The organism is Ramlibacter ginsenosidimutans, assembly GCF_016654015.1.
GTDB classification, from domain to species: Bacteria; Pseudomonadota; Gammaproteobacteria; order Burkholderiales; family Burkholderiaceae_C; genus Ramlibacter; species Ramlibacter ginsenosidimutans.
Window position 1 is genome coordinate 125,660 of sequence record NZ_JAEPWM010000007.1, and the last position, 19,860, is coordinate 145,519.

Consider the following 19,860-nt stretch of genomic DNA (forward strand, 5'->3'; position numbering starts at 1 on the left):
GGTCGCGCTCAGGTCGGCGCAGCGGCTCGCAGCACGTAGCCGATCCGCGGGAAATGCACATGCACGACACCGCAGCGCGGGTCCTCGCGGCGCAGGCTGTAGTGCGTGCGCGTCGCCGCGATCAGCTCGCCTTCGGTGGGCTCGTTGCCGAAGGACTCGGCCGCGATCGTCACGCGGGTGCCCAGCGGGATGCCGTGGTCGTCCTGGAACGCGCTGTCGATCAGCAGGTTGGCGCCTGCGGCGGCCGGCTCGGCGGCCTTGGCCATCGCGATCGCCTCGCCGGAACCGAGCTTGGTCATCGCGCCGTGCCCGATCGCCTCCATGCGGTTGGCCCACTCGCCGACGGAGGGCGTTGCGTTCAGGATGTCCGCCAGCACGGGCACCTGCGCCCGCGTGTACCAGATGCCGTGGTAGGCCGAGAAGTCGGCGACGCAGGGTTCCATCCCGAACAGGAAGTCGTGCTCGTCGGCCATGTTGGCGATGCGGCGCAGGTAGGACCGGTAGGCCGAGGTCGCATCGCCGGGACGCAGGCGCACCATGTTGCCCGACATGGCCTTGCGGTCCTCCGAGAACGCCTTCGCCGCTTCCGGCGGCGCCTTGGCGAACACGTGCGCGGCGCCGCGCGGCTGCAGGTTGTAGCCCATCGCGGCCCAGAACAGCGAGCTGTCGGCCCACTGCGCGAAGATGCGGCACACGCCTTTCAGGTGCGGCGGATAGAGCGTGGGCTCGGGGCGCAGGTGCTCCAGCACGTCGCAGATCAGGGCCGTGTCGCAGTAGATGTCGGCCCCGACCTGCAGCACCGGCGTGCGCCGGTAGCCGCCGGTGAGCGCGAGCACGTCCGGCTTGGGCATGATCGCCGGCACCAGCACCGACTTCCAGGGCAGCTTCTTGTAGCCGAGCATCAGCCGGATCTTTTCCGAGAACGGCGAGCTCGCGTAGTGATGCAGGATGATGTCGTTGTTCATTCAGCCTCGTGTTGGTGTTCTCAGTGCGGCCAGGCGCGCTGCAGGATGCCGTCGAAATCGGTGCGGGCGGACAACGTGCCGAAGGCCTGGCCCCAGTCGCCGCCCAGGCGCGAGGCGCAGAACGCGTCGAACACGGCGTCGGGCGCAGTCTGCCGCAGCAGCGCGGCCTGCACCGTGAGGGCGACGTCCTGCGCCAGCCGGCGCGCTTCGACTTCGCTCGCCATCTCCTCCACGCGCGTGGGCAGGCCGGCGGCCATGCGGTCCAGCGCCGGGTGTGCGCCGCGCACCGGCGCCAGCTCCTGCGCCAATGCAGCGGCTGCATCCGCCTTGCGCAAGGCGCGCAGCAGGTCCAGCGCCATGATGTTGCCGGCGCCTTCCCAGATGGAGTTGAGCGGCATCTCGCGGTAGATGCGCGCCATCACGCCCTGCCCGCCCTCTTCCACGTAGCCGTTGCCGCCCAGGCATTCCATGGCTTCCTGCGCGAAGTGCGCGCCGCGCTTGCAGATCCAGAATTTCGCGATCGGCGTCAGCAGGCGCGCCAGCGCCGCCTCGTGTGCGTCCTCGCGGCGGTCGAACGCGCGCGCGAGGCGCAACGCGAGCGCGGTGGAGGCCTCGCTTTCCAGAGCGAGGTCGGCCAGCACGTTGCGCATCAGCGGCTGCTCGACCAGGCGCTTGCCGAACGCCATGCGCTGCGAGGTGTGGTTCAGCGCCAGCGACAGCGCCTGCCGCATGAGGCCGCTCGTGCCCAGGGCGCAGTCCAGACGCGTCATCGTGCCCATCTCCAGGATCTGCGGCACGCCGCGGCCTTGCTCGCCGACCAGCCAGGCCGTCGCGTCCTGGAACTCCACCTCGGAACTGGCGTTCGCCTTGTTGCCCAGCTTGTCCTTCAGGCGCTGGATGCGGATGGCGTTGCGCGTGCCGTCGGGCAGCACGCGCGGCAGGAACAGGCAGCTCAGGCCGGAGGCCGTCTGCGCCAGCACCAGGAAGGCATCGCACATGGGCGCGGAGAAGAACCACTTGTGGCCGGTCACGGCGTAGCGCGCGCCCCACTCGTCCTGGCCCAGCGGCTCGGCGCGCGTGGTGTTCGCGCGCACGTCGGAGCCGCCCTGCTTTTCCGTCATGCCCATGCCCATGGTCACGCCGGCCTTGTCGCGCCAGGGCACGGGGCGCGGGTCGTAGCTGCGGCTGGTGAGCAGCGGCGCCCAGTCGCGGAACACGCCGGTGTTCGAGCGCAGCGCCGGCGTCACCGCGTAGGTCATGGAGATCGGGCACAGGATAGCGGGCTCCAGCTCGGTGAAGAGCATGAAGCCGGCGGCACGCAGCACGTGGGCGTGGCCGCCGCCCCGGCCCGCAGCGGACGGCAGCGAGGAGGCCCAGGGCGTGCCATGCAATCCCGCCTGGACGGCCGCGTTCATGAGCACGTGGTAGCTCGGGTGGAACTCGACCTCGTCGATGCGCCGGCCGAAGCGGTCGTGCGTGTGCAGTTCGGGCACATGGGTGTTCGCCAGCCGCGCATGCATCTGCATCTCGGCGCTGCCGGCGAGTCGCCCCAGGGCGGACAGCGGCGCCGTGTCCAGGCCGGGCGCGTTGAACCGAAGCCCGTCCTGCAGCGGCCGGTGGAGCGCGAAGAGGTTGCGGTCCACCAGCGGCTCGGGCTGGTTGAAGACTTCGTGCGTGAGCTCGGGCATGGGGGCTCCCAGGCGGAGGACACCTAGTATGGCCCACATCCGCGGCGCGCCGCAGTCGCGGCCGGGGCAGCAGGCCCGGCGCGGCGGCGCAGCGCGGCCTTCAGCTCACCTTGACCAGCTGCTTGCCGAAGTTGCGGCCTTTCAGCATGCCCAGGAACGCCTCCGGCGCGGACGCGAGGCCCTGGGCCACCGACTCGCGCGGGCGCAGCTTGCCGGAGCCGACCAGCGTGCCCAGCTCCTGCAGCGCCTGCGGCCAGTCCTCCATGTGCTCGCTCACGATGAAGCCTTGCAGCCGCACACGGTTGGTCAGCAGCAGCTGCGGATAGCTCATCGGCACGGGCTGGCCGTCGTAGCCGGCGATCATTCCGCACAGCGCGATGCGCGAGTGCGCGTTCAGGCGCAGCATGACCGCGTCCATCACCATGCCGCCCACGTTCTCGAAGTAGCCGTCGATGCCGTCCGGGCACGCGTCCTTGATCGCCTTGGACAGCGAGCTCGCGTCCTTGTGCTGCTTGTAGTCGACGCAGGCATCGAAGCCCAGTTCCTCGGTGACGTAACGGCACTTGTCGGGACCGCCGGCGATGCCGACGGCACGGCAGCCGCGCGCCTTGGCGAGCGCACCGAAAGCGCTGCCCACCGCGCCGCTGGCGGCGCTCACCACCATGGTCTGGCCCGCCTTGGGCTCGATGATGCGCACCAGTCCGTACCAGGCCGTCACGCCCGGCATGCCGACCGCGCCGAGGTAGTGCGACAGCGGCACGTGCGTGGTGTCCACCTTGCGCAGCGCGCCGGGCTGGTCCGCGGCCACGACGCTGTACTCCTGCCAGCCGCCGAAGCCGACCACCTTGTCGCCCACCGCGTACTTCGGGTTGCGGCTTTCCACCACCTCGCCCACCGTGCCGCCCTGCATCACCTGCCCCAGGGGCTGCGGTGCGGCGTAGCTCTTGGCATCGTTCATGCGGCCGCGCATGTAGGGATCCAGGCTCAGGAAATGGTGGCGCACGAGCACCTCGCCGTCCTTCAGCGGCGGCGTGTCGCTTTCCACCAGCTTGAAGTTGCTGGCGCTGGCCTCGCCCTGCGGGCGGTTGTCCAGCAGGATCTGCTTGTTCCTGGGCATGTCGGACTCCTGGTTCAGTCGGTGGAGATCGTGTTGGCCGGCGCGCTGGGCGCCGGACGCTGCACGTACTTGAAGGTCCCGGTCGCGTGCGCGCACGCGTTGCCAGCCTCGTCGAACACGGTGCCTTCGGTGAAGGCCATGGATTTCGTCCGGTGCATGAGGCGGCCCTTGCCCGTGAGCATGCCCTTGCAGGGCCGCATGAAGCTGGTCTTCATCTCGATGGTGACGACGCCGATTTCCAGGTCCACGCTGCGCGCTGCGGTCGCCATGGCCACGTCCAGCAGCGTCATCACCGCACCGCCGTGCGCGACCAGGAACGAATTCATGTGCTCGTGCCGCGGCAGGTAGCGCAGCTCGGAGTGGCCGCCCTCCATGAACACCATCTCGAAGCCGAGATGATCGACGAAGGGGATCTCGACGCCGAACAGATTGGGGATCGCCACGCGCTCAGCCTCCCGTCACCACCGACACGCCGCCATCGACCGCGAGCCACTGGCCCGTGATGTGCTTGCCGGCGTCGGATGCAAACAGCAGCGCGGTGCCCTTGAGGTCCTCATCGTCGCCCAGCCGCCGCAGCGGCGCGTTGGCGGCGAGCTTGTCGACGCCGATGCGGTCCAGCGTGCCCCTGGTCATCCTGCTGGGGAAGAAGCCGGGACAGATCGCATTGACGTTGATGCCGTACTTGCCCCACTCCGCGGCCAGCGCCTGCGTAAACGTGATCACCGCGCCCTTGGAAGTGTTGTACGCGATGGTGTTCATCTCGGGCGGGTTGCCGCCCAGGCCCGCGATGGATGCGATGTTGACGATGCGGCCGCCCTGGCGCGGGATCATGCTGCGCTTGGCCACCACCTGCGACAGCAGGAAGTAGCCGCGGATGTTCAGGTTCATCACCTTGTCCCAGGCATCGACCGGATGGTCTTCGGCCGGAGCACCCCAGGCCGCACCCGCGTTGTTCACCAGGATGTCGATGTCGCCCATGCGCTCCATCGTCTGCTCGGCGAGCTTGCGGATGTCCTCCTCGCGCGCGCAGTCGGCGGCGACCCAGCGCGCGTCGATGCCGGCGGCCTGCAGGTCGGCGGCGGCCTCCTCCAAGTCACCCGCCTTGCGCGAGCTGAGCATGATGCGCGCACCGGCCTCGCCGAGCGCGAAGGCGATCTGCAGGCCGAGGCCGCGGGATCCGCCGGTGACGAGGGCGGTCTTGCCCTGGAGATCGAAGAGTTGCTGGACGGTGCGGGTCATGCTTCCAAGCGGTAAGTGCGCAGGGGAAACATCATGCCCAAATTGCCGGGCGCCGGCTGGCTCCTGAGGGACAGGCCGCGCCAGCAGCCTGCGCGCCAGAGGGAAACGGCGCCGCGCGCTAGGGCGCCGCCGGCCCGAACAGCACGATGCCGCGCTGCTCGAACAGGTGCGGTCGCGCCGCCCCGGCAGGCGGACGGTCCGCGCGACCGAGCACGATGTCGCCGGGCAGCGGCGCGTCGGTCTTGGGCACGATGCGTTCGGCGTACACCGAGAAGCTGGGCAGGTGCACGCCGGACTGCACGATGCTGCCGGGATGCGCCGCGGCGGCGGCCGCGGCAGCGCGCACCGGGCCTTGCAGCGTCTCGCCGAACCAGGGCAGGCTCCAGCCGCAGACCAGCAGCGCGACCGCGCCCGCGGCGGCTGGCAGCCGCCACCAGCGTTGCGCCGTCGACGCGCCCCAGCCCAGCACGGCGACCAGCAACAGCACGAGCGCGGGCGCCAGCAAGGACGCGGAGGGCGCGCCCGCGAGCAGCGCGTGGTACAGCGGGTCGCTCACCGTGGGTGCGAAATGCGCGACGAGCGCCGGCACGGCCGCGACGACGCAGGTCCACGCCACCACGCTCGCGGCGACCATGCGAGCGACCCAGGGCCGGGCCTGCTCCAGCGCGCGCGCCATCAGCAGCACCAGCGGTGCGCAGCCGTACAGCGCGTAGTGCGGCAGCTTGGTGCTGGAGAACGAGAAGAACAGCAGCACGAAGCCCGACCACCCGAGCAGGTAGCGCCCGAGCGGCTGGGCCCACAGCGAGCGCGCCCGCGCCACCACGACCGCCACCAGCGGCGTCCAGGGCATCAGCAGCAAGGGCATGACCGCCACGTAGTACAGCAGCGAGCCGCGGTGGCCGCCGATGGTGCCGGTGAAGCGCTCGACGTTGTGGTGCAGCAGGAAGCCATCGACGAAGGCCATGCCGTCGCGATGCAGCGCGTACACGTACCAGGGCAGCGCGAGCACGAGCAGCCAGGCCCAGCCCCGCCACTCGGCGAGCGCCGCCACCAGCAGGCGCCAGCGCCCGCTGGCGACGGTCCACACGAACACGGCGGCGCCGGGAACCAGCACGGCGACCGGCCCCTTCACCAGCAGGCCCAGGCCCACCCATGCGTAGGCGCGCTGCAGCGGCGCGGACTTGCCGCTCTCGATGTAGCGCCAGGCGTCGAGTGCGGCGAGCACCAGCAGCACGTTCAGCAGGCTGTCCGCCGTGGCGCTGCGCCCGATCACCAGGAAGCCGACGCTGCTGACCGTCATCGCGCCCGCGAGCGCGCCCGCACGCGGTCCCCAGCGCTCCGCGGCAAAGGCCGCCAGCGCGAGCGCCATCACCCAGCAGCTCAGGGCCGAGGGCAGCCGCAGCGCGAACTCGTTCAGGCCGAAGAGGCGCACGGCGATCGCCTGCAACCAGTAGACGCCGATCGGCTTGTCGAAGCGGGGCGCGCCATTGAGCGTGGTGTGTCCCCAGTCGCCGCTGGCCAGCATCTCGCGCGTGGCCTCGGAGAAGGCGCCCTCGTCCACGTCGAACAGCGGCGTGCCCCCGAGCTGCCACAGCAAGGGCAGCGCCAGCACCAGCGCCCAGGCGATGCGCTGCGCCGCACGGCTGGGCACCAGGAACGCGGGCCAGCCCCGCGTGCCCGCCGGATCACTCATGCCAGCCTGCGTCCTGCGGGGTCGGCGGCTCCAGCGGCTCGCGCTCGCGCACCCGGTACGGACGCGCGCGTCCCACATCGTAGTAGACCCGCATCAGCAGCTCCGACAGGATGCCCGTCGTGAGCAGCTGCACGCCGCCCAGCACCAGGAAGAAGGCCAGCGACAGCAAGGGGCGCGTGCCGATGTCGTGGCCCTGCAGCTTGAGCACGCCGAGATAGGCGAGCAACAGCCCGCCGATCGCGCCGACCACCAGGCCGATGCCGCCGAAGAAGTGCCCGGGCCGGGAGCCGAAGCGCAGGAAGAAGTGCACCGCCACCAGGTCCAGCAGCACGCGGAAGCTGCGGCTCAGGCCGTACTTCGACTCGCCCGCGCGGCGCGCGTGGTGGCGCACCGGTTCTTCCGCCATGCGCGAGGGACTGGTCACCGTGGCCAGCCACGCGGGGATGAAGCGATGCATCTCGCCATAGAGGCGCACCTGCCGCAGCACGCTCGCGCGGAACACCTTCAGGCTGCAGCCCAGGTCCTGGAAGTGCAGTCCGCTGACCTTGCGGATCAGGCGGTTGGCGAGGATCGAGGGCAGGCGCCGCAGCAGGAAGCCGTCCTGCCGCTCCTTGCGCCATCCAGCGACGAGGTCGAGGTCCTCCTCCAGCAGGCGCGCGACCATCTGCGGGATGTCGGCGGGGTCGTTCTGCAAGTCGCCATCGAGCGTGGCAATGACGTCCCCGCGGGAGGCGTCGATGCCGGCCTGCATGGCCGCGGTCTGGCGGAAGTTGCGCGCCAGGTGCACCACGCGGATGTGCGGTCCCACCTCGCGGGCCCGGCGGTCCAGCGCCTGGCCGGTGCCGTCGCTGCTGCCGTCGTCGACGACGATCAGCTCCCACGGCCAGGGGTAGCTTTCCAGCGCGGACTGCACCGCATCGACCATCGGCACGGCGTTGCCGACCTCGTTGTACATGGGGACGACGACGGAAAGGCGGTGCGCCCGCACGGGCGCGCCGTCCGGCCCGCGCATGTCGTGAGCCTGCAGTCCGGCCAGGGCCGCAGGCGGAAACGAAACGGTATTCATGGTGCGATCTTCTCCCCGCCGCGCCACGTGGGCAACGGCAGCCGGGTCACGAGGGCCGCCAGCAGGGCGACGGCCAGGCTGAAGGCGTGCACGGCGAGCGCGGCGGACACCACCTGCGCCTGCCAGTGGGCCGGCAGTGCGGTCCCGAACCACATGCCGGCTTCGTAAGTGCCCAGGCCAGCGGGCGGCTGCAGCGGCTGCACGCCGGCGAGTTCCCCGCCGAGCCCGCCCCGCAGGCCCGCGAGCCAGGGAATGCCAGCGAGGGCCGCGAGCAGCCCGCCGTTGGCGATGACCTTGAGCGTCCAGTTCGCGACGCTCGCCGGAAACCCGCCCCACCAGGAAGCGGGAGCCGCGGCGCCGGCGCGGCCCGTGCGCGCCAGCAGCCATCCCCACAGCGTCGGCAGCGAGACCCACGCCAGCAGCGCGCAGGCAGCCGCGAGCAGCACGCGCACGGACCAGGGCAGCGGCAGGAACAGCAGCACGGCAAGGAAGGCGAGCACGAGCGCGTCCTGCAGGCGCCAGCGCAGCAGCACGACGCCGGCCGCGCCCCAGCCCACGCCCCACTCGCGCTGCACGCCCCAGAGGAAGCCGACCTCGCCCGAGCGCAGCGGCATCAGCAGCACCATCGCGTTGTGCAGCAGCAGGATGCGCAGGCACTGCCACAAGGACGCGTGGCGGATGTGCCGCCATTCGCGTTGCAGCCGCCACGCACGCAGCGCATGGCCGCCCAGCAAGCCGGCGGCGGCTGCGCACCAGCCCCATGCGGGCAGGCGGCCGGCCTGCTGCGCGAGCGCCGAGAGGTTGGCGTGCCGCAGCAGCCAGACCCACAGCACCGCCGCGACGACGATCGTGAGCACCCAGCGCAGCACGCGGCCGCGCGAGCCGGACGCCTGCGCAGGAGCGGACACGGTGGCCGGATTCACGGCAGGCCCGCGCGCGCGTCCTGCGCTTCGACCGGCTCGCCTGCGTGGCGGCTGGCGACCAGGCGCAGGCCTGCGCTGATGACGGCGACCGCGACCAGCAGCCACACCATCGGAACGCCGGCAGGATAGCCCGTGTTTTCGGACAGCAGGCCCGCGGCCACACCGAGCTCAACGGCCGCGATCCAGCGCTGGCCCGCGCAGGTGCGAAGGCGCGGCGCGAGCCAGCGATACCACGCGCCGGTCCGGCGGCCCGCTGCCAGCGCGAGAACGATGGCCGCCGCCAGCAAGCCCAGCCCGGCGCCCACCAGCACGTCGCCAGGCCAGTGCGCGCCGACGACCACGCGCGACACGGCGATCAGGACCGCGACCACCACGATCAGCACGCGCGCTACCGGCGTGCGCGCGGCCAGCGTACAGAGCAACGCCGCGCCCGCTCCCGCGGCCAGGGCGTGCCCGGACGGCATGGACACCGCACCGGTGAAGGCATGCCCGATCACGTGCAGTTGCGGGGCGATGTCGGTGGCCGCCGGCCGGGGCTCGGCGATCAGGTGCTTGGGAACGTGCGCCAGCAGCCCGCCGATCACGAGGCTCGGAACGATGGTGGCTGCCAGCGCACCGCTGCGCCGGTCGGCCGCCAGCAGGATCACGAGGGCGGACCAGCCGAGGCCGGCGACGGTGAGGCAGGACCAGAAGGTCGCAGCCACTGCGCCCGCCGCGTGCGCGTGCACCGCCATCATCCAGGTGCGGTCGAGCCCGAACGCGTGCACGCCCGAGCCCGCGAGGACCAGGACGAAGGCGGCGAGGAACCAGGCGCCGGCGCGGGGATGCGCGAACGCGCGGGAAGGAAGCTCACCGGCCGAAGGCGCGGGGCTCGACGGCTGGGCGGACGGCATGCACGTTGATGACACACGAAAGAGGCTGGGTGGCGAGGTCCGCCACAGGACCACAGAGTGTAGGGCACCTGAAGCCTGGCCACCCGCGCGGGGCGCCGATGACCTCAGGGCTTGCGGCTCAGCCGGGCGCGCACGACGATGACGACGATTCCAGCCACGGTGGCGACCGCTCCGAGCACGGACAGGCTCCATCCGCCCACTGCCGTCCTGCCGTGCGAGGCGATGCCCAGCACCAGGGTGAACAGCCCGCCGTAGATCAGGACCCAGGCCAGGACATCCAGGCGCGCCAGCGTGCGCTCCTCGGTCATCAGAACGCGTCCTCGGGCGTCGTGGCGCAGGTCGTGTCGCGCGTTTCCACCACGCGCAGCCAGGCCGGGATCCGGGGCAGCTCGTAATGGAAGAAGTAGCGGGCCGCGCGCGCCCTGCCCTCGTCGGCTGCCCGCGCCGGCGTGGGGGGCTGCACCAGCAGCACGTCCAGCCAGCTCCACGCGATCACCAGGTGGCCGAAGGCCTGCATGTAGGGCACCGCATTGGCCAGCGCGTCGGCGGGATCGCCGGTGGCCCACGCGGCCTTGGTCGCGGCGCCGACCTTCTGCAAGGCCTGCGCCAGCGCATTCGCATGCTCGGCCAGATGCGGCTGCTGCAGCGCGCGCTCGATGGTCCGGTTGATGCGCGCGGCGAGCAGCGCCAGCCCCTTGCCGCCCTCCATCACGACCTTGCGCCCGAGCAGGTCCGCCGCCTGGATGCCGTGCGTGCCCTCGTGGATCATGTTGAGGCGGTTGTCGCGCCAGTACTGCTCCACCGGGAAGTCGCGGGTGTAGCCGTAACCGCCATGGATCTGGATCGCGAGCGAGTTCGCCTCCAGGCAGAACTCGCTGGGCCAGCTCTTCGCCACCGGCGTCAGCACCTCGAGCAGCAGCCGCGCTTCCTCCGCGGCCTCGGGACTGCCCGTGTGCTGTTCGTCCACGAGGCGCGCGCAGTACAGCAGCAGGGCGAGCGCGCCTTCGCAATACGACTTCTGCGCCAGCAGCATGCGCTTGATGTCCGCGTGCTCGATGATGCGCACCTGCGGCTGTGATGCATCTTTCCCCCCGGGACCCACGGGCCGCCCCTGCGGACGGTTCTTCGCGTAGTCGAGGGAAGCGTAGTAGCCGGCGAGGCCCAGCGCCGTGGCGGCCAGGCCGATGCCGATGCGCGCCTCGTTCATCATGTGGAACATGCAGCGCAGGCCTTCGCCCGGCTTGCCCACCAGGTAGCCGATGGCGCCGGCGCCGCGCCCGTCGAGCCCGCCTCCGGATCCAGCGCGGACCGGGTACTTGCCTTCGCCGAAATTCAGCAGCGTGTTGGTCGTGCCGCGCCAGCCCAGCTTGTGGTTCAGGCCCGCGAGCGCGACGTCGTTGCGTTCGCCCGTAAGCTGGCCGTCGGTGGCTACCAGTTTCTTCGGCACGATGAACAGCGAGATGCCGCGCGTGCCGGGGACCAGCTTGCCGTCGGGGCCGGGAATCTTCGCGAGCACCAGGTGCACGATGTTCTCGGACAGCTCGTGCTCGCCCGCCGAGATCCACATCTTGTTGCCCTTGAGGCGGTAGCGCGGACCGAGCGGATCGCTTTCGAAGTCCGCGCCGTCGGGGGTCGCGCGTGTCGTGATGTCCGAGAGCGACGATCCCGCCTGCGGCTCGGACAGCGCCATGGTGCCCGAGAAGCGGCCGCCGAACTCGTTGCGCGCGAAGACTTCCTTCTGCAACTCGGTGCCGTGCACCATCAGCAGGTTCGCGTTGCCCTTGGTGAGCAGGCCGCCGCCGATGGAGACCGACGCCGTCGCGAAGAAGGTGCCGGCGGCCGCCTCGATCGTGTAGGGCAGCTGCATGCCGCCCTCCGCATAGTCCTGCGCGGCGCTGAGCATGCCGGAGGCGACATAGGCATCGTGCGCCTCGTGCGTCGCCTTCGGCAGGATCACCTGCTCGCCATCGAAGCGCGGCTCCTCCGTGTCGACGAGTCGATTGAAGGGCGCGTACTTGTCACGCGCAATCCGCTCGCAGGTGTCCAGCACGGCATCGAAGGTCTCGCGCGAATGATCCGCAAACCGCGCGCGCTCGTTCAGACCATCGGCATGCAGCCAGTCGTAGAGGAGGAAGTCGATGGTGGGGCGGAGGGAGGATGTCATGGGCGATTGAAGAAAACCCAACTACCGGACGCAGAGGACGCAGAGATCACGCAGAGGACGCAAAAGAGTCAAGGAAACCTTTCAAGGTTTTCTTCTGCGTCCTCTGCGAAACCTCTGCGCCCTCTGCGTCCGGTTGTCCGTCTTCAGAGAACTTCGAACACCCCCGCCGCCCCCATGCCGCCGCCGATGCACATCGTCACCACGACGCGCTTGGCGCCGCGGCGCTTGCCTTCGATGAGGGCGTGGCCGGTGAGGCGCTGGCCGGAGACGCCATAGGGATGGCCCACGGCGATGGCGCCGCCGTTGACGTTCAGGCGGTCGGCGGGGATGCCCAGCTTGTCGCGGCAGTACAGCACCTGCACGGCGAACGCTTCGTTCAGTTCCCACAGGTCGATGTCCTGCACCGTCAGGCCCAGCTTCTTCAGCACCTTCGGCACGGCGAACACGGGCCCGATGCCCATTTCGTCGGGCTCGCAGCCGGCGACCGCGAAGCCGAGGAAGCGGCCCATGGGCTTCAGGTTGTTGCGGCTCGCGTACTCCTCGCTCACCACGACGCAGGCACCGGCGCCGTCGGAGAACTGGCTCGCATTGCCGGCGGAAATCACGCCGCCGGGCAGCGCCGGCTTGATCCCGGCGATGCTCTCCTTGGTGGTGCCGGGGCGCAGGCCCTCGTCCTGCGAGATCGTCACTTCCTTGGTGATCAGCCCCATCACCGCATCGGCAACGCCGGCCTTCACCGTGATCGGCGCGATCTCGTCCTTGAACTTGCCGGCTTCCTGCGCAGCGCACGCCTTCTGCTGGCTGGCCGCGCCGTATTCGTCCATGCGGTCGCGGCTGATCTCGTAGCGCTTGGCAACCTGTTCGGCCGTCTGCAGCATCGACCAGTAGATCTCCGGCTTCTTCTTTTCCAGCGCCAGGTCGCGCAGCATGTGCGTGTTCATCTCCTGCTGCACGCAGGAGATGCTTTCCACGCCGCCCGCCACGAACACGTCGCCTTCGCCCGCGATCACGCGCTGCGAGGCGAGTGCGATCGTCTGCAGGCCGGAGGAGCAGAAGCGATTCACCGTCATGCCGGACACGGTGATCGGGCAGTCGGCCATCAGCGCGATCTGGCGCGCGATGTTCATGCCCGTCGCGCCCTCGGGATTGGCGCAGCCCATGATCACGTCCTCGACGGCGTCCGGCGCGACGCCGGCGCGCTGCAGCGCGTGCTTGACGACGTGGCCGCCCAGCGTGGCGCCATGCGTCATGTTGAACGCGCCCTTCCAGCTCTTGGCGAGGGGCGTGCGGGCGGTGGAGACGATGACGGCCTTGGTCATGGTGGATTGCCTTTCAGGGACGGGTTCGGGTCAGGGAGCCGGCGCATTCAGGTTGCGCAGCAGCTGGTGGTAGAAGCGGACCATCTCGCCGAGGTTCGCCACGGACATGCGCTCGTCGGTGCCGTGAATCCGGTGGACGTCCTCGGGCTTCACGCGCACGGGCGAGAAGCGGTAGATGTTGTCGGTGAGGCCGGTGAAGTGGTGCGAGTCGGACCCCGCCACGTACAGCGCCGGCGTGACCAGCACGTCCGGGAAGAGCGAGCGCATGGTCCGGTTCAGCACCTGGTAAGCGGGCGCGCCGGTGGGCGAGACGCCGGTGGGCTCGAGGCTGCCGCCCACGTCGCCCACCTGGATGTCGGGGCCGACCACATCGCGCACGTGCTGCAGAACGGTCGCGCGGGTCTCGCCGGGCAGGATGCGGAAGTCGATCGTGGCCTCGGCCTGGCCGGGGATCACGTTGGCCTTGTTGCCGGCCTCGACGATGGTCAGCGCCGTCGTCGTGCGCAGCATGGCGTTGGTGGCGCCGGATTTCTCAAGCTGGCGCCGCACGACGGGATCGAACAGCCACAGGTTGGACAGCGCCACGCGCTGGAAGCCGCTCATCTCCGGCGCCAGCGTCTCGAACATCTCACGGGCGACGCCTTCGAGCCGCGCCGGAAGCTGGTGCTCGTCCAGCGCGTGCAGCGCATCGCTCACCTTGCGGATCGCGGTCTGCCCGGGCGGCGGCGGTGCCGATGCGTGCCCCGGCACGCCCTTGGCCTTGAGCAGCACGGTCACGTAGCCCTTCTCCGCGATGCCGACCAGGGCGGTGGGCCTGGCGACGCCCGGAATCAGGCCTTCGCCGATGAAGAGGCCCTCGTCCAGCACGAAGTCCAGCTTCACGCCGCGCTGCTGCAGCAGGGCGGCGACCTGCTTCGCTCCGCGCAGCCCGCCCACTTCCTCGTCGGCGCCGGAGATCAGGTACACCGTCTGCCGCGGCTGGAAGCCGGCTTCGATCAGGCTCTCGATCGCCTGCATCTGCGCGATGAGGTTGCCCTTGTCGTCCCAGGAGCCGCGGCCCCACACGTAGCCGTCGTGGATCTCGCCGGCGAAGGGCGGCGCATGCCACTGCGACGTGGTGCCCGGCTCGATGGGCACCACGTCCTGGTGCGCCATCAAGGCGATCGGCTTCGCGGTCGGGTCCGTGCCTTTCCATGTGTACAGCAAGGCCAGGCCGCCGACGGTTTCCTTCTGCAGCGTCGCATGCAGCTTCGGGAAGCGCTGCTGCAGGTAGTCCTGCAGCTTGCGGAACTCGCCCGCGTTCAACTCCGGATCGGTCAGGCTCGACACCGTCTGGAAGCGCAGCGCGCCCGCCAGCTTGTCGGCGACCATGCGGTCGTCGATCGCGAGCGGCGGTGCGGCCGCCACGTCGAGTTGCAGCGAGCCATGCCGCATCGTGTTCACGGCGACGGCCGCGGCCAGCAGCAGCACCGCCGCGAAGACAACCAGGATGACGCGCTTGATCATGCGATCAGCCGTTGAAGCCCTTGCCCTCGGCCGCCAGCTTCACGATCAGCGGCGCGGGCTCCCAGAACTTCGCGTCGTCGCGCGGGTTCTGCTGGAAGCGGCGCATCGCGTGCACCACGTTGAACAGGCCCACCTGGTCCGCGTACAGCATCGGGCCGCCGCGGAAGACCGGGAACCCGTAGCCCGTGATGTAGACCATGTCGATGTCGCTCGCGCGGGCAGCGATGCCCTCTTCCAGGATGCGCGCGCCTTCATTCACCAGCGCGAACACCAGGCGCTGCACGATCTCGTCGTCGGAGATCTTGCGCGGCTCGATCCCCAGCGACTTGCGGTGTTCGACGATCATGTCTTCCACCAGCTTGGACGGAATGGCGTCGCGCTTGCCCGGCGCGTAGTCGTACCAGCCGGCGCCGGTCTTCTGGCCGAATCGCCCCAGCTCGCACAGCTTGTCGGCGGTGCGCGAATACAGCATGTTGGGACGCTCCTGCGCGCGGCGCTTGCGGATCGCCCAGCCGATGTCGTTGCCGGCCAGGTCGCCCATGCGGAACGGCCCCATGGCGAAGCCGAACTTCTCGATCGCCTTGTCCACCTGCTGTGGCGTCGCGCCCTCGTCCAGCAGGAAGCCGGCCTGGCGGCTGTACTGCTCGATCATGCGGTTGCCGATGAAGCCGTCGGTGACGCCGGAGACGACCGCCGTCTTCTTGATCTTCTTGGCCAGCGACATCACGGTCGCGAGCACGTCCTTGCCGGTCTTCTCGCCGCGCACCACTTCCAGCAGCTTCATCACGTTGGCCGGGCTGAAGAAGTGCAGGCCGACCACGTCCTGCGGCCGCTTGGTGAAGGAGGCGATCTTGTTCAGGTCCAGCGTCGAGGTGTTGGACGCGAGGATCGCGCCTTTCTTCATCACCTCGTCGAGTTTCTCGAACACCTTCTGCTTGACGCCCATCTCCTCGAACACCGCCTCGATCACCAGGTCGGCCTGGCCGATCTCGTCGTACGAGAGCGTGGTCTTGAGCAGCGCCATGCGCTGGTCGTACTTGTCCTGCTTCAGCTTGCCCTTCTTGACCTGGCCTTCGTAGTTCTTGCGGATCGTGGCGATGCCGCGGTCCAGCGCTTCCTGCTTCATCTCGAGGATGGTCACCGGGATACCGGCGTTCAGGAAGTTCATGGAGATGCCGCCGCCCATGGTGCCCGCGCCGATCACGGCCACGGACTTGATCTCGCGCTGCGGAGTGTCTTCCGGCACGTCGGCGATCTTGGAGGCCGCGCGTTCGGCCATGAACAGGTGGCGCAGCGCGCGCGACTCCGGCGTGAACATCAGCGCCGTGAAGATCTCGCGCTCGTAGGCCATGCCCTCGTCGAACTTCTTCTTCGTGGACGCCTCCACGGCGTCGACGCACTTCGCCGGCGCCGGGAAGTTCTTCGCCATGCCCTTGACCATGTTGCGCGCGAACTGGAAGTACGCGTCGCCCATCGGGTGCTTAGCAGGCAGGTTGCGCACCAGCGGCAGCGGGCGCTGGTCGGCGACCGAGCGCGCGAAGGCGATGGCTTCCTCCAGCAGCGACTCGCGCGAGCTCGCCATCTTGTCGAACAGCTTCTGGCCGGGCAGTTGCGCGAGCATCTCGCTCTTGACCGGCTCGCCGCTGACGATCATGTTCAACGCGGGCTCGACGCCCAGCACGCGCGGCAGGCGCATGGTGCCGCCGGCGCCGGGGATCAGGCCCAGCTTCACTTCCGGCAGCGCGATGTTGGCGCCGGGTGCGGCCATGCGGTAGTGGCAGCCCAGGGACAGTTCGAGGCCGCCGCCCATGGCGACGGAGTGGATCGCCGCGACGATGGGCTTGGCCGAGTTCTCGCAGGCGAGGATCACCGACAGCAGGTTCGGGTCCTGCGTGGCCTTCGCGGTGCCGAACTCCTTGATGTCCGCGCCGCCCGAGAAGGCCTTGCCGGCGCCGGTCAGGACGATGGCCTTCACCGCCGGATCCGCATTGGCCTGGTCGATGCCCTGCGCGATGGCGACGCGCGTGGCGTAACCCAGCCCGTTGACGGGCGGGTTGTTCATCGTGATCACGGCGACGTCGCCATGCACCTTGTATTCAGCCGTCATGCGGAAATCTCCAATGGGTGATCGGGGAGGAAGCGGGAAAAGAACGGTCGTTCGCTTTTTGCGATTCTAGAGGGGGAGAAGAGGCGCCTCACCTCCCCTTGTCGCGAGGGGGACAAAACAGTGCAGGTGTAGCAGAAGAGAGGGGCTAACTCCAGCGCGGCGGTGGCTGGAAAGGGCGATTGGTGATTCGTAGGCTGGTGGTGAGCGCAGCGAACCCCAGCTTGCTTCGCGACGCCGGTCGCTGGGGTTCGCTTTCGCTCACCGCCAGCCTACGAGCACGACGGGCCCAACGAGGCGCGCCGGCCGCCGTAAAACTCAAACCTCCAGCCACTCCTTGCGGATGTACGCGTCCTTGCGCAGGGTCTCGGGCGTGCCGTGGAACACGATGCTGCCGTGGCCCATGACCAGCGCGCGGTCGGAGATCGCCATGGCGATCGTGAGTTTCTGTTCGATCAGCAGCACCGAGACGCCGCGCGTCTTCAGCGTCTTGAGGTACTCGCCCACCAGTTCGACGATCTTGGGCGCGAGGCCTTCGGTCGGCTCGTCGATGATGATCAGGTCCGGGTCGCCCATCAGCGTGCGGCACAGGGTGAGCATCTGCTGCTCGCCGCCGGACAGCACGCCGGCCTCGGTGTGCTGCCGCTCCTTCAGCCGCGGGAACATGGCGTACATGTCGTCGAAGCTCCAGCGGCCTTTCTGTTTGGCGCTCTTCTGCCCGAGCATCAGGTTCTGGTGCACCGTGAGCTTGGGGAAGATGTCGCGGTTCTCGGGCACGTAGCCCAGGCCCAGGTGCGCGATCTCGTAGGGCTTGCGGCCGACGATGTCCTGGCCCTTCCAGTGCACGTGGCCGGTGCTCTCCACCATGCCCATGACCGCCTTGGCGGTGGTGGAGCGGCCGGAGCCGTTGCGCCCCAGGAGCGCGACGATCTCGCCCTCGCCGACGTCGAACTCGACGCCGTGCAGGACGTGGCTCTTGCCGTAGTAGGCATGCAGGTCCGCCACTTGCAGCATCAGTGCGCTCCCGCCTGTTCGTCCGCCACGCTGGAGCCGAGGTACGCCTCCTGCACCTTCTGGTTGGCGCGCACCCTTTCGGGCGTGTCGTACGTGATGATCTCGCCGTACACCACGACCGCGATCTTGTCGGCCAGCCCGAACACCACGCCCATGTCGTGTTCGACGGTGAGCAGGGTCTTGCCCACCGTCACCTCCTTGATCAGGTCGATGAAGCGCCGGGTCTCCTCGCGGCTCATGCCCGCCGTCGGTTCGTCCAGCAGGATCACGTTGGCGCCGCCCGCGATGGTGATGCCCACCTCGAGCGCGCGCTGCTCCGCGTACGTGAGGTTCGCGGCGAGCACGTCGCGCTTCTTGTGCAGCCGGATCCTCTCCATCAGCTGCTCCGCGCGCTCGTTCGCGTCCTGCAGGTCGGCCAGGAACTTGAGGAAGGTGTACTTGTAGCCCAGGCTCCAGAGCACGCCGCAGCGCAGGTTCTCGAACACCGAGAGCTTGGGGAAGATGTTGGTGATCTGGAAGCTGCGCGAGAGGCCCAGGCGGTTGATCTCGAAGGGCTTCTTGCCTTCGATGCGCTGGCCGTTGAGCAGCACCTGCCCGCTGGTGGGCGGGAAGCGCCCGCTGATCAGGTTGAACAGCGTGGACTTGCCGGCCCCGTTCGGGCCGATCACGGCCACCCGTTCGCCGGCCTGCACCTGCAGGCTGCAGCCGCGGATGATCTCGGTCCTGCCGAAGGACTTCCGCAGGTCCTTCAATTCCAAGGCGAGCGTCACAGCGCCTCCCTCCGCTTCATCTCCCTGGCGATGAACTCGTGGATCTCGCCCCACTGGCGCACGAAGTGCCGGCGCGAGACCTCGAACAGGCCGATGCCGGTCGCCATGACGAAGACTGCGCCAAACCAGCTGTCGGCGCCGCGCGCATTCAGTCCCACGCCCAGGAAGGTCAGTTTGGGCCCGAGGGCCGCGTTGAGTTGCAGGTGGTAGACCATCTCGATCATCGTGGCGGCGCCGAGCAGCGTGACGACGGCCGTGCAGGCCAGCGCCAGGTAACTCACCCACAGCTCCTTCAGGCGCCCGAAGGATGCGACGCGCACGTTCATCATGATCAGGCTCGCGATGCCGCCGGGCGCGTACATCACCATGAACAGGAAGATCAGGCCCAGGTACAGCAGCCAGGCCTTGGTGAATTCCGACAGCAGCACGAAGGCCAGCACCATCAGCACGCCGCCGATGATGGGACCGAAGAAGAAGGTCGCGCCGCCCAGGAAGGTGAACAGCAGGTAGGCGCCGGAGCGGTAGCCGCTCACCACCTCCGACGTGACGATCTCGAAGTTCAGCGCCGCCAGGCCGCCGCCGATGCCGGCGAAGAAGGCCGCGATGATGAACGAGATGTAGCGCACCTTCTGCGTGTCGTAGCCGACGAACTCCACGCGCTCCGGGTTGTCGCGCACCGCGTTCAGCATGCGCCCCAGCGGGGTCCGGGTGAAGGCGAACATGCCCGCCGTGCACACGAAGGTGTAGACCGCGATCAGGAAATAGAGCTGGATCTGCGGCCCGAAGGTGATGCCGAAGGGATGGCCGCCGGCGACGCGGTTGCCGGAGATGCCGCCCTCGCCGCCGAAGAACTCGGGGAACATCAGGGACGACGCCCACACCAGCTCGCCGATGCCCAGCGTGATCATCGCGAAGGGCGTGGCCGCCTTCTTGGTGGTCACGTAGCCGAACAGCACCGCGAACAACGCGGAGGCGATCCCGCCCACGATCGGGATCAGGCTGACCGGCAGTGGCAGCTGCCCCTTGGACACCAGGTTCAGGGTATGGATCGCCAGGAAGGAGCCCATGCCCGAATACACCGCATGGCCGAAGCTGAGCATGCCGCCCTGCCCCAGGAGCATGTTGTACGAGAGGCAGACGATGATCGCGACGCCCATCTGGCTGAGCATCGTGAGCGCGAGGCTACTGGTGAAGACGAAGGGTGCCGCCAGCAGGAGCAAGGCGTAGCCGCTCCACACGACCCACCGTCCGACGTTGAGGGGCCGGAAGCTGTAATACGCCTGCCGCCCGGCCGCTTCGGGCACCGGGCGCGGCACGGCCCCGGGCAGGTCCATCGCCACACCCACGCGGCGGTTCTCGCGTTCGGCTTCGGAGCCGACCCCGGTGTCTGAAAGGGTGG

The 19,860-nt window shown here is 69.3% G+C and carries 17 protein-coding genes; all 17 read right to left on the reverse strand.

Annotated elements, in window-relative coordinates:
• Positions 1-8: 8 nt before the first annotated feature.
• The 17 genes from JJB11_RS16920 to JJB11_RS17000 all read right to left on the reverse strand — a co-directional run bounded on the left by JJB11_RS16920 (position 9) and on the right by JJB11_RS17000 (position 19,795).
• On the reverse strand, positions 9-965 hold the full coding sequence (locus tag JJB11_RS16920; RefSeq protein WP_201173934.1) for a glutathione S-transferase family protein: 957 nt from the start codon (positions 963-965) through the stop codon (positions 9-11).
• A gap of 20 nt (positions 966-985) precedes the next feature.
• A complete protein-coding gene (locus tag JJB11_RS16925; RefSeq protein WP_201173936.1) occupies positions 986-2,653 on the reverse strand; it encodes an isovaleryl-CoA dehydrogenase in 1,668 nt (555 codons plus the stop codon).
• A 100-nt stretch (positions 2,654-2,753) separates the two neighbouring features.
• Positions 2,754-3,770, reverse strand: coding sequence for an NADP-dependent oxidoreductase (locus tag JJB11_RS16930; protein ID WP_201173939.1), 1,017 nt, complete (start codon positions 3,768-3,770; stop codon positions 2,754-2,756).
• Between the two features lie 14 nt (positions 3,771-3,784).
• Positions 3,785-4,213, reverse strand: coding sequence for a hotdog fold thioesterase (locus JJB11_RS16935; RefSeq protein ID WP_201173947.1), 429 nt, complete (start codon positions 4,211-4,213; stop codon positions 3,785-3,787).
• A gap of 4 nt (positions 4,214-4,217) precedes the next feature.
• Positions 4,218-5,009 (reverse strand): SDR family oxidoreductase, encoded by a 792-nt coding sequence (locus JJB11_RS16940; RefSeq protein WP_201173950.1) that lies wholly within the window; start codon positions 5,007-5,009, stop codon positions 4,218-4,220.
• A 118-nt stretch (positions 5,010-5,127) separates the two neighbouring features.
• Positions 5,128-6,702: an ArnT family glycosyltransferase gene (locus JJB11_RS16945; RefSeq protein WP_201173953.1), complete on the reverse strand. Its 1,575-nt coding sequence runs from the start codon at positions 6,700-6,702 to the stop codon at positions 5,128-5,130.
• Positions 6,695-7,768, reverse strand: a complete 1,074-nt coding sequence (locus tag JJB11_RS16950) for a glycosyltransferase family 2 protein (RefSeq protein ID WP_201173956.1) — start codon at positions 7,766-7,768, stop codon at positions 6,695-6,697. Before JJB11_RS16950 ends, JJB11_RS16945 begins: the two co-directional genes overlap by 8 nt.
• Complete coding sequence (locus tag JJB11_RS16955; protein ID WP_207190051.1) at positions 7,765-8,676, reverse strand: hypothetical protein; 912 nt, start codon at positions 8,674-8,676, stop codon at positions 7,765-7,767. The genes JJB11_RS16950 and JJB11_RS16955 overlap by 4 nt, the downstream gene beginning before the upstream one ends.
• A gap of 11 nt (positions 8,677-8,687) precedes the next feature.
• Positions 8,688-9,584 (reverse strand): phosphatase PAP2 family protein, encoded by an 897-nt coding sequence (locus JJB11_RS16960; protein WP_201173959.1) that lies wholly within the window; start codon positions 9,582-9,584, stop codon positions 8,688-8,690.
• Between the two features lie 104 nt (positions 9,585-9,688).
• Positions 9,689-9,892, reverse strand: a complete 204-nt coding sequence (locus JJB11_RS16965) for a hypothetical protein (protein ID WP_201173960.1) — start codon at positions 9,890-9,892, stop codon at positions 9,689-9,691.
• Positions 9,892-11,748: an acyl-CoA dehydrogenase gene (locus JJB11_RS16970; protein WP_201173962.1), complete on the reverse strand. Its 1,857-nt coding sequence runs from the start codon at positions 11,746-11,748 to the stop codon at positions 9,892-9,894. The genes JJB11_RS16965 and JJB11_RS16970 overlap by 1 nt, the downstream gene beginning before the upstream one ends.
• Positions 11,749-11,891: 143 nt before the next feature.
• Positions 11,892-13,067, reverse strand: coding sequence for an acetyl-CoA C-acyltransferase (locus JJB11_RS16975; protein WP_201173963.1), 1,176 nt, complete (start codon positions 13,065-13,067; stop codon positions 11,892-11,894).
• Between the two features lie 30 nt (positions 13,068-13,097).
• Complete coding sequence (locus tag JJB11_RS16980; RefSeq protein WP_201173965.1) at positions 13,098-14,573, reverse strand: M20 family peptidase; 1,476 nt, start codon at positions 14,571-14,573, stop codon at positions 13,098-13,100.
• A gap of 4 nt (positions 14,574-14,577) precedes the next feature.
• Entirely contained in the window at positions 14,578-16,680 is a 2,103-nt protein-coding gene (locus JJB11_RS16985) for a 3-hydroxyacyl-CoA dehydrogenase NAD-binding domain-containing protein (RefSeq protein WP_201173967.1), read from the reverse strand.
• A 315-nt stretch (positions 16,681-16,995) separates the two neighbouring features.
• Positions 16,996-17,691 carry an ABC transporter ATP-binding protein gene (locus tag JJB11_RS16990; protein WP_201173969.1) on the reverse strand — a complete coding sequence of 232 codons (696 nt, stop codon included), beginning with the start codon at positions 17,689-17,691 and terminating at the stop codon, positions 16,996-16,998.
• On the reverse strand, positions 17,691-18,461 hold the full coding sequence (locus JJB11_RS16995; protein ID WP_201173971.1) for an ATP-binding cassette domain-containing protein: 771 nt from the start codon (positions 18,459-18,461) through the stop codon (positions 17,691-17,693). Before JJB11_RS16995 ends, JJB11_RS16990 begins: the two co-directional genes overlap by 1 nt.
• Entirely contained in the window at positions 18,458-19,795 is a 1,338-nt protein-coding gene (locus JJB11_RS17000) for a branched-chain amino acid ABC transporter permease (protein WP_201174329.1), read from the reverse strand. The genes JJB11_RS16995 and JJB11_RS17000 overlap by 4 nt, the downstream gene beginning before the upstream one ends.
• Between the last annotated feature and the right edge of the window lie 65 nt (positions 19,796-19,860).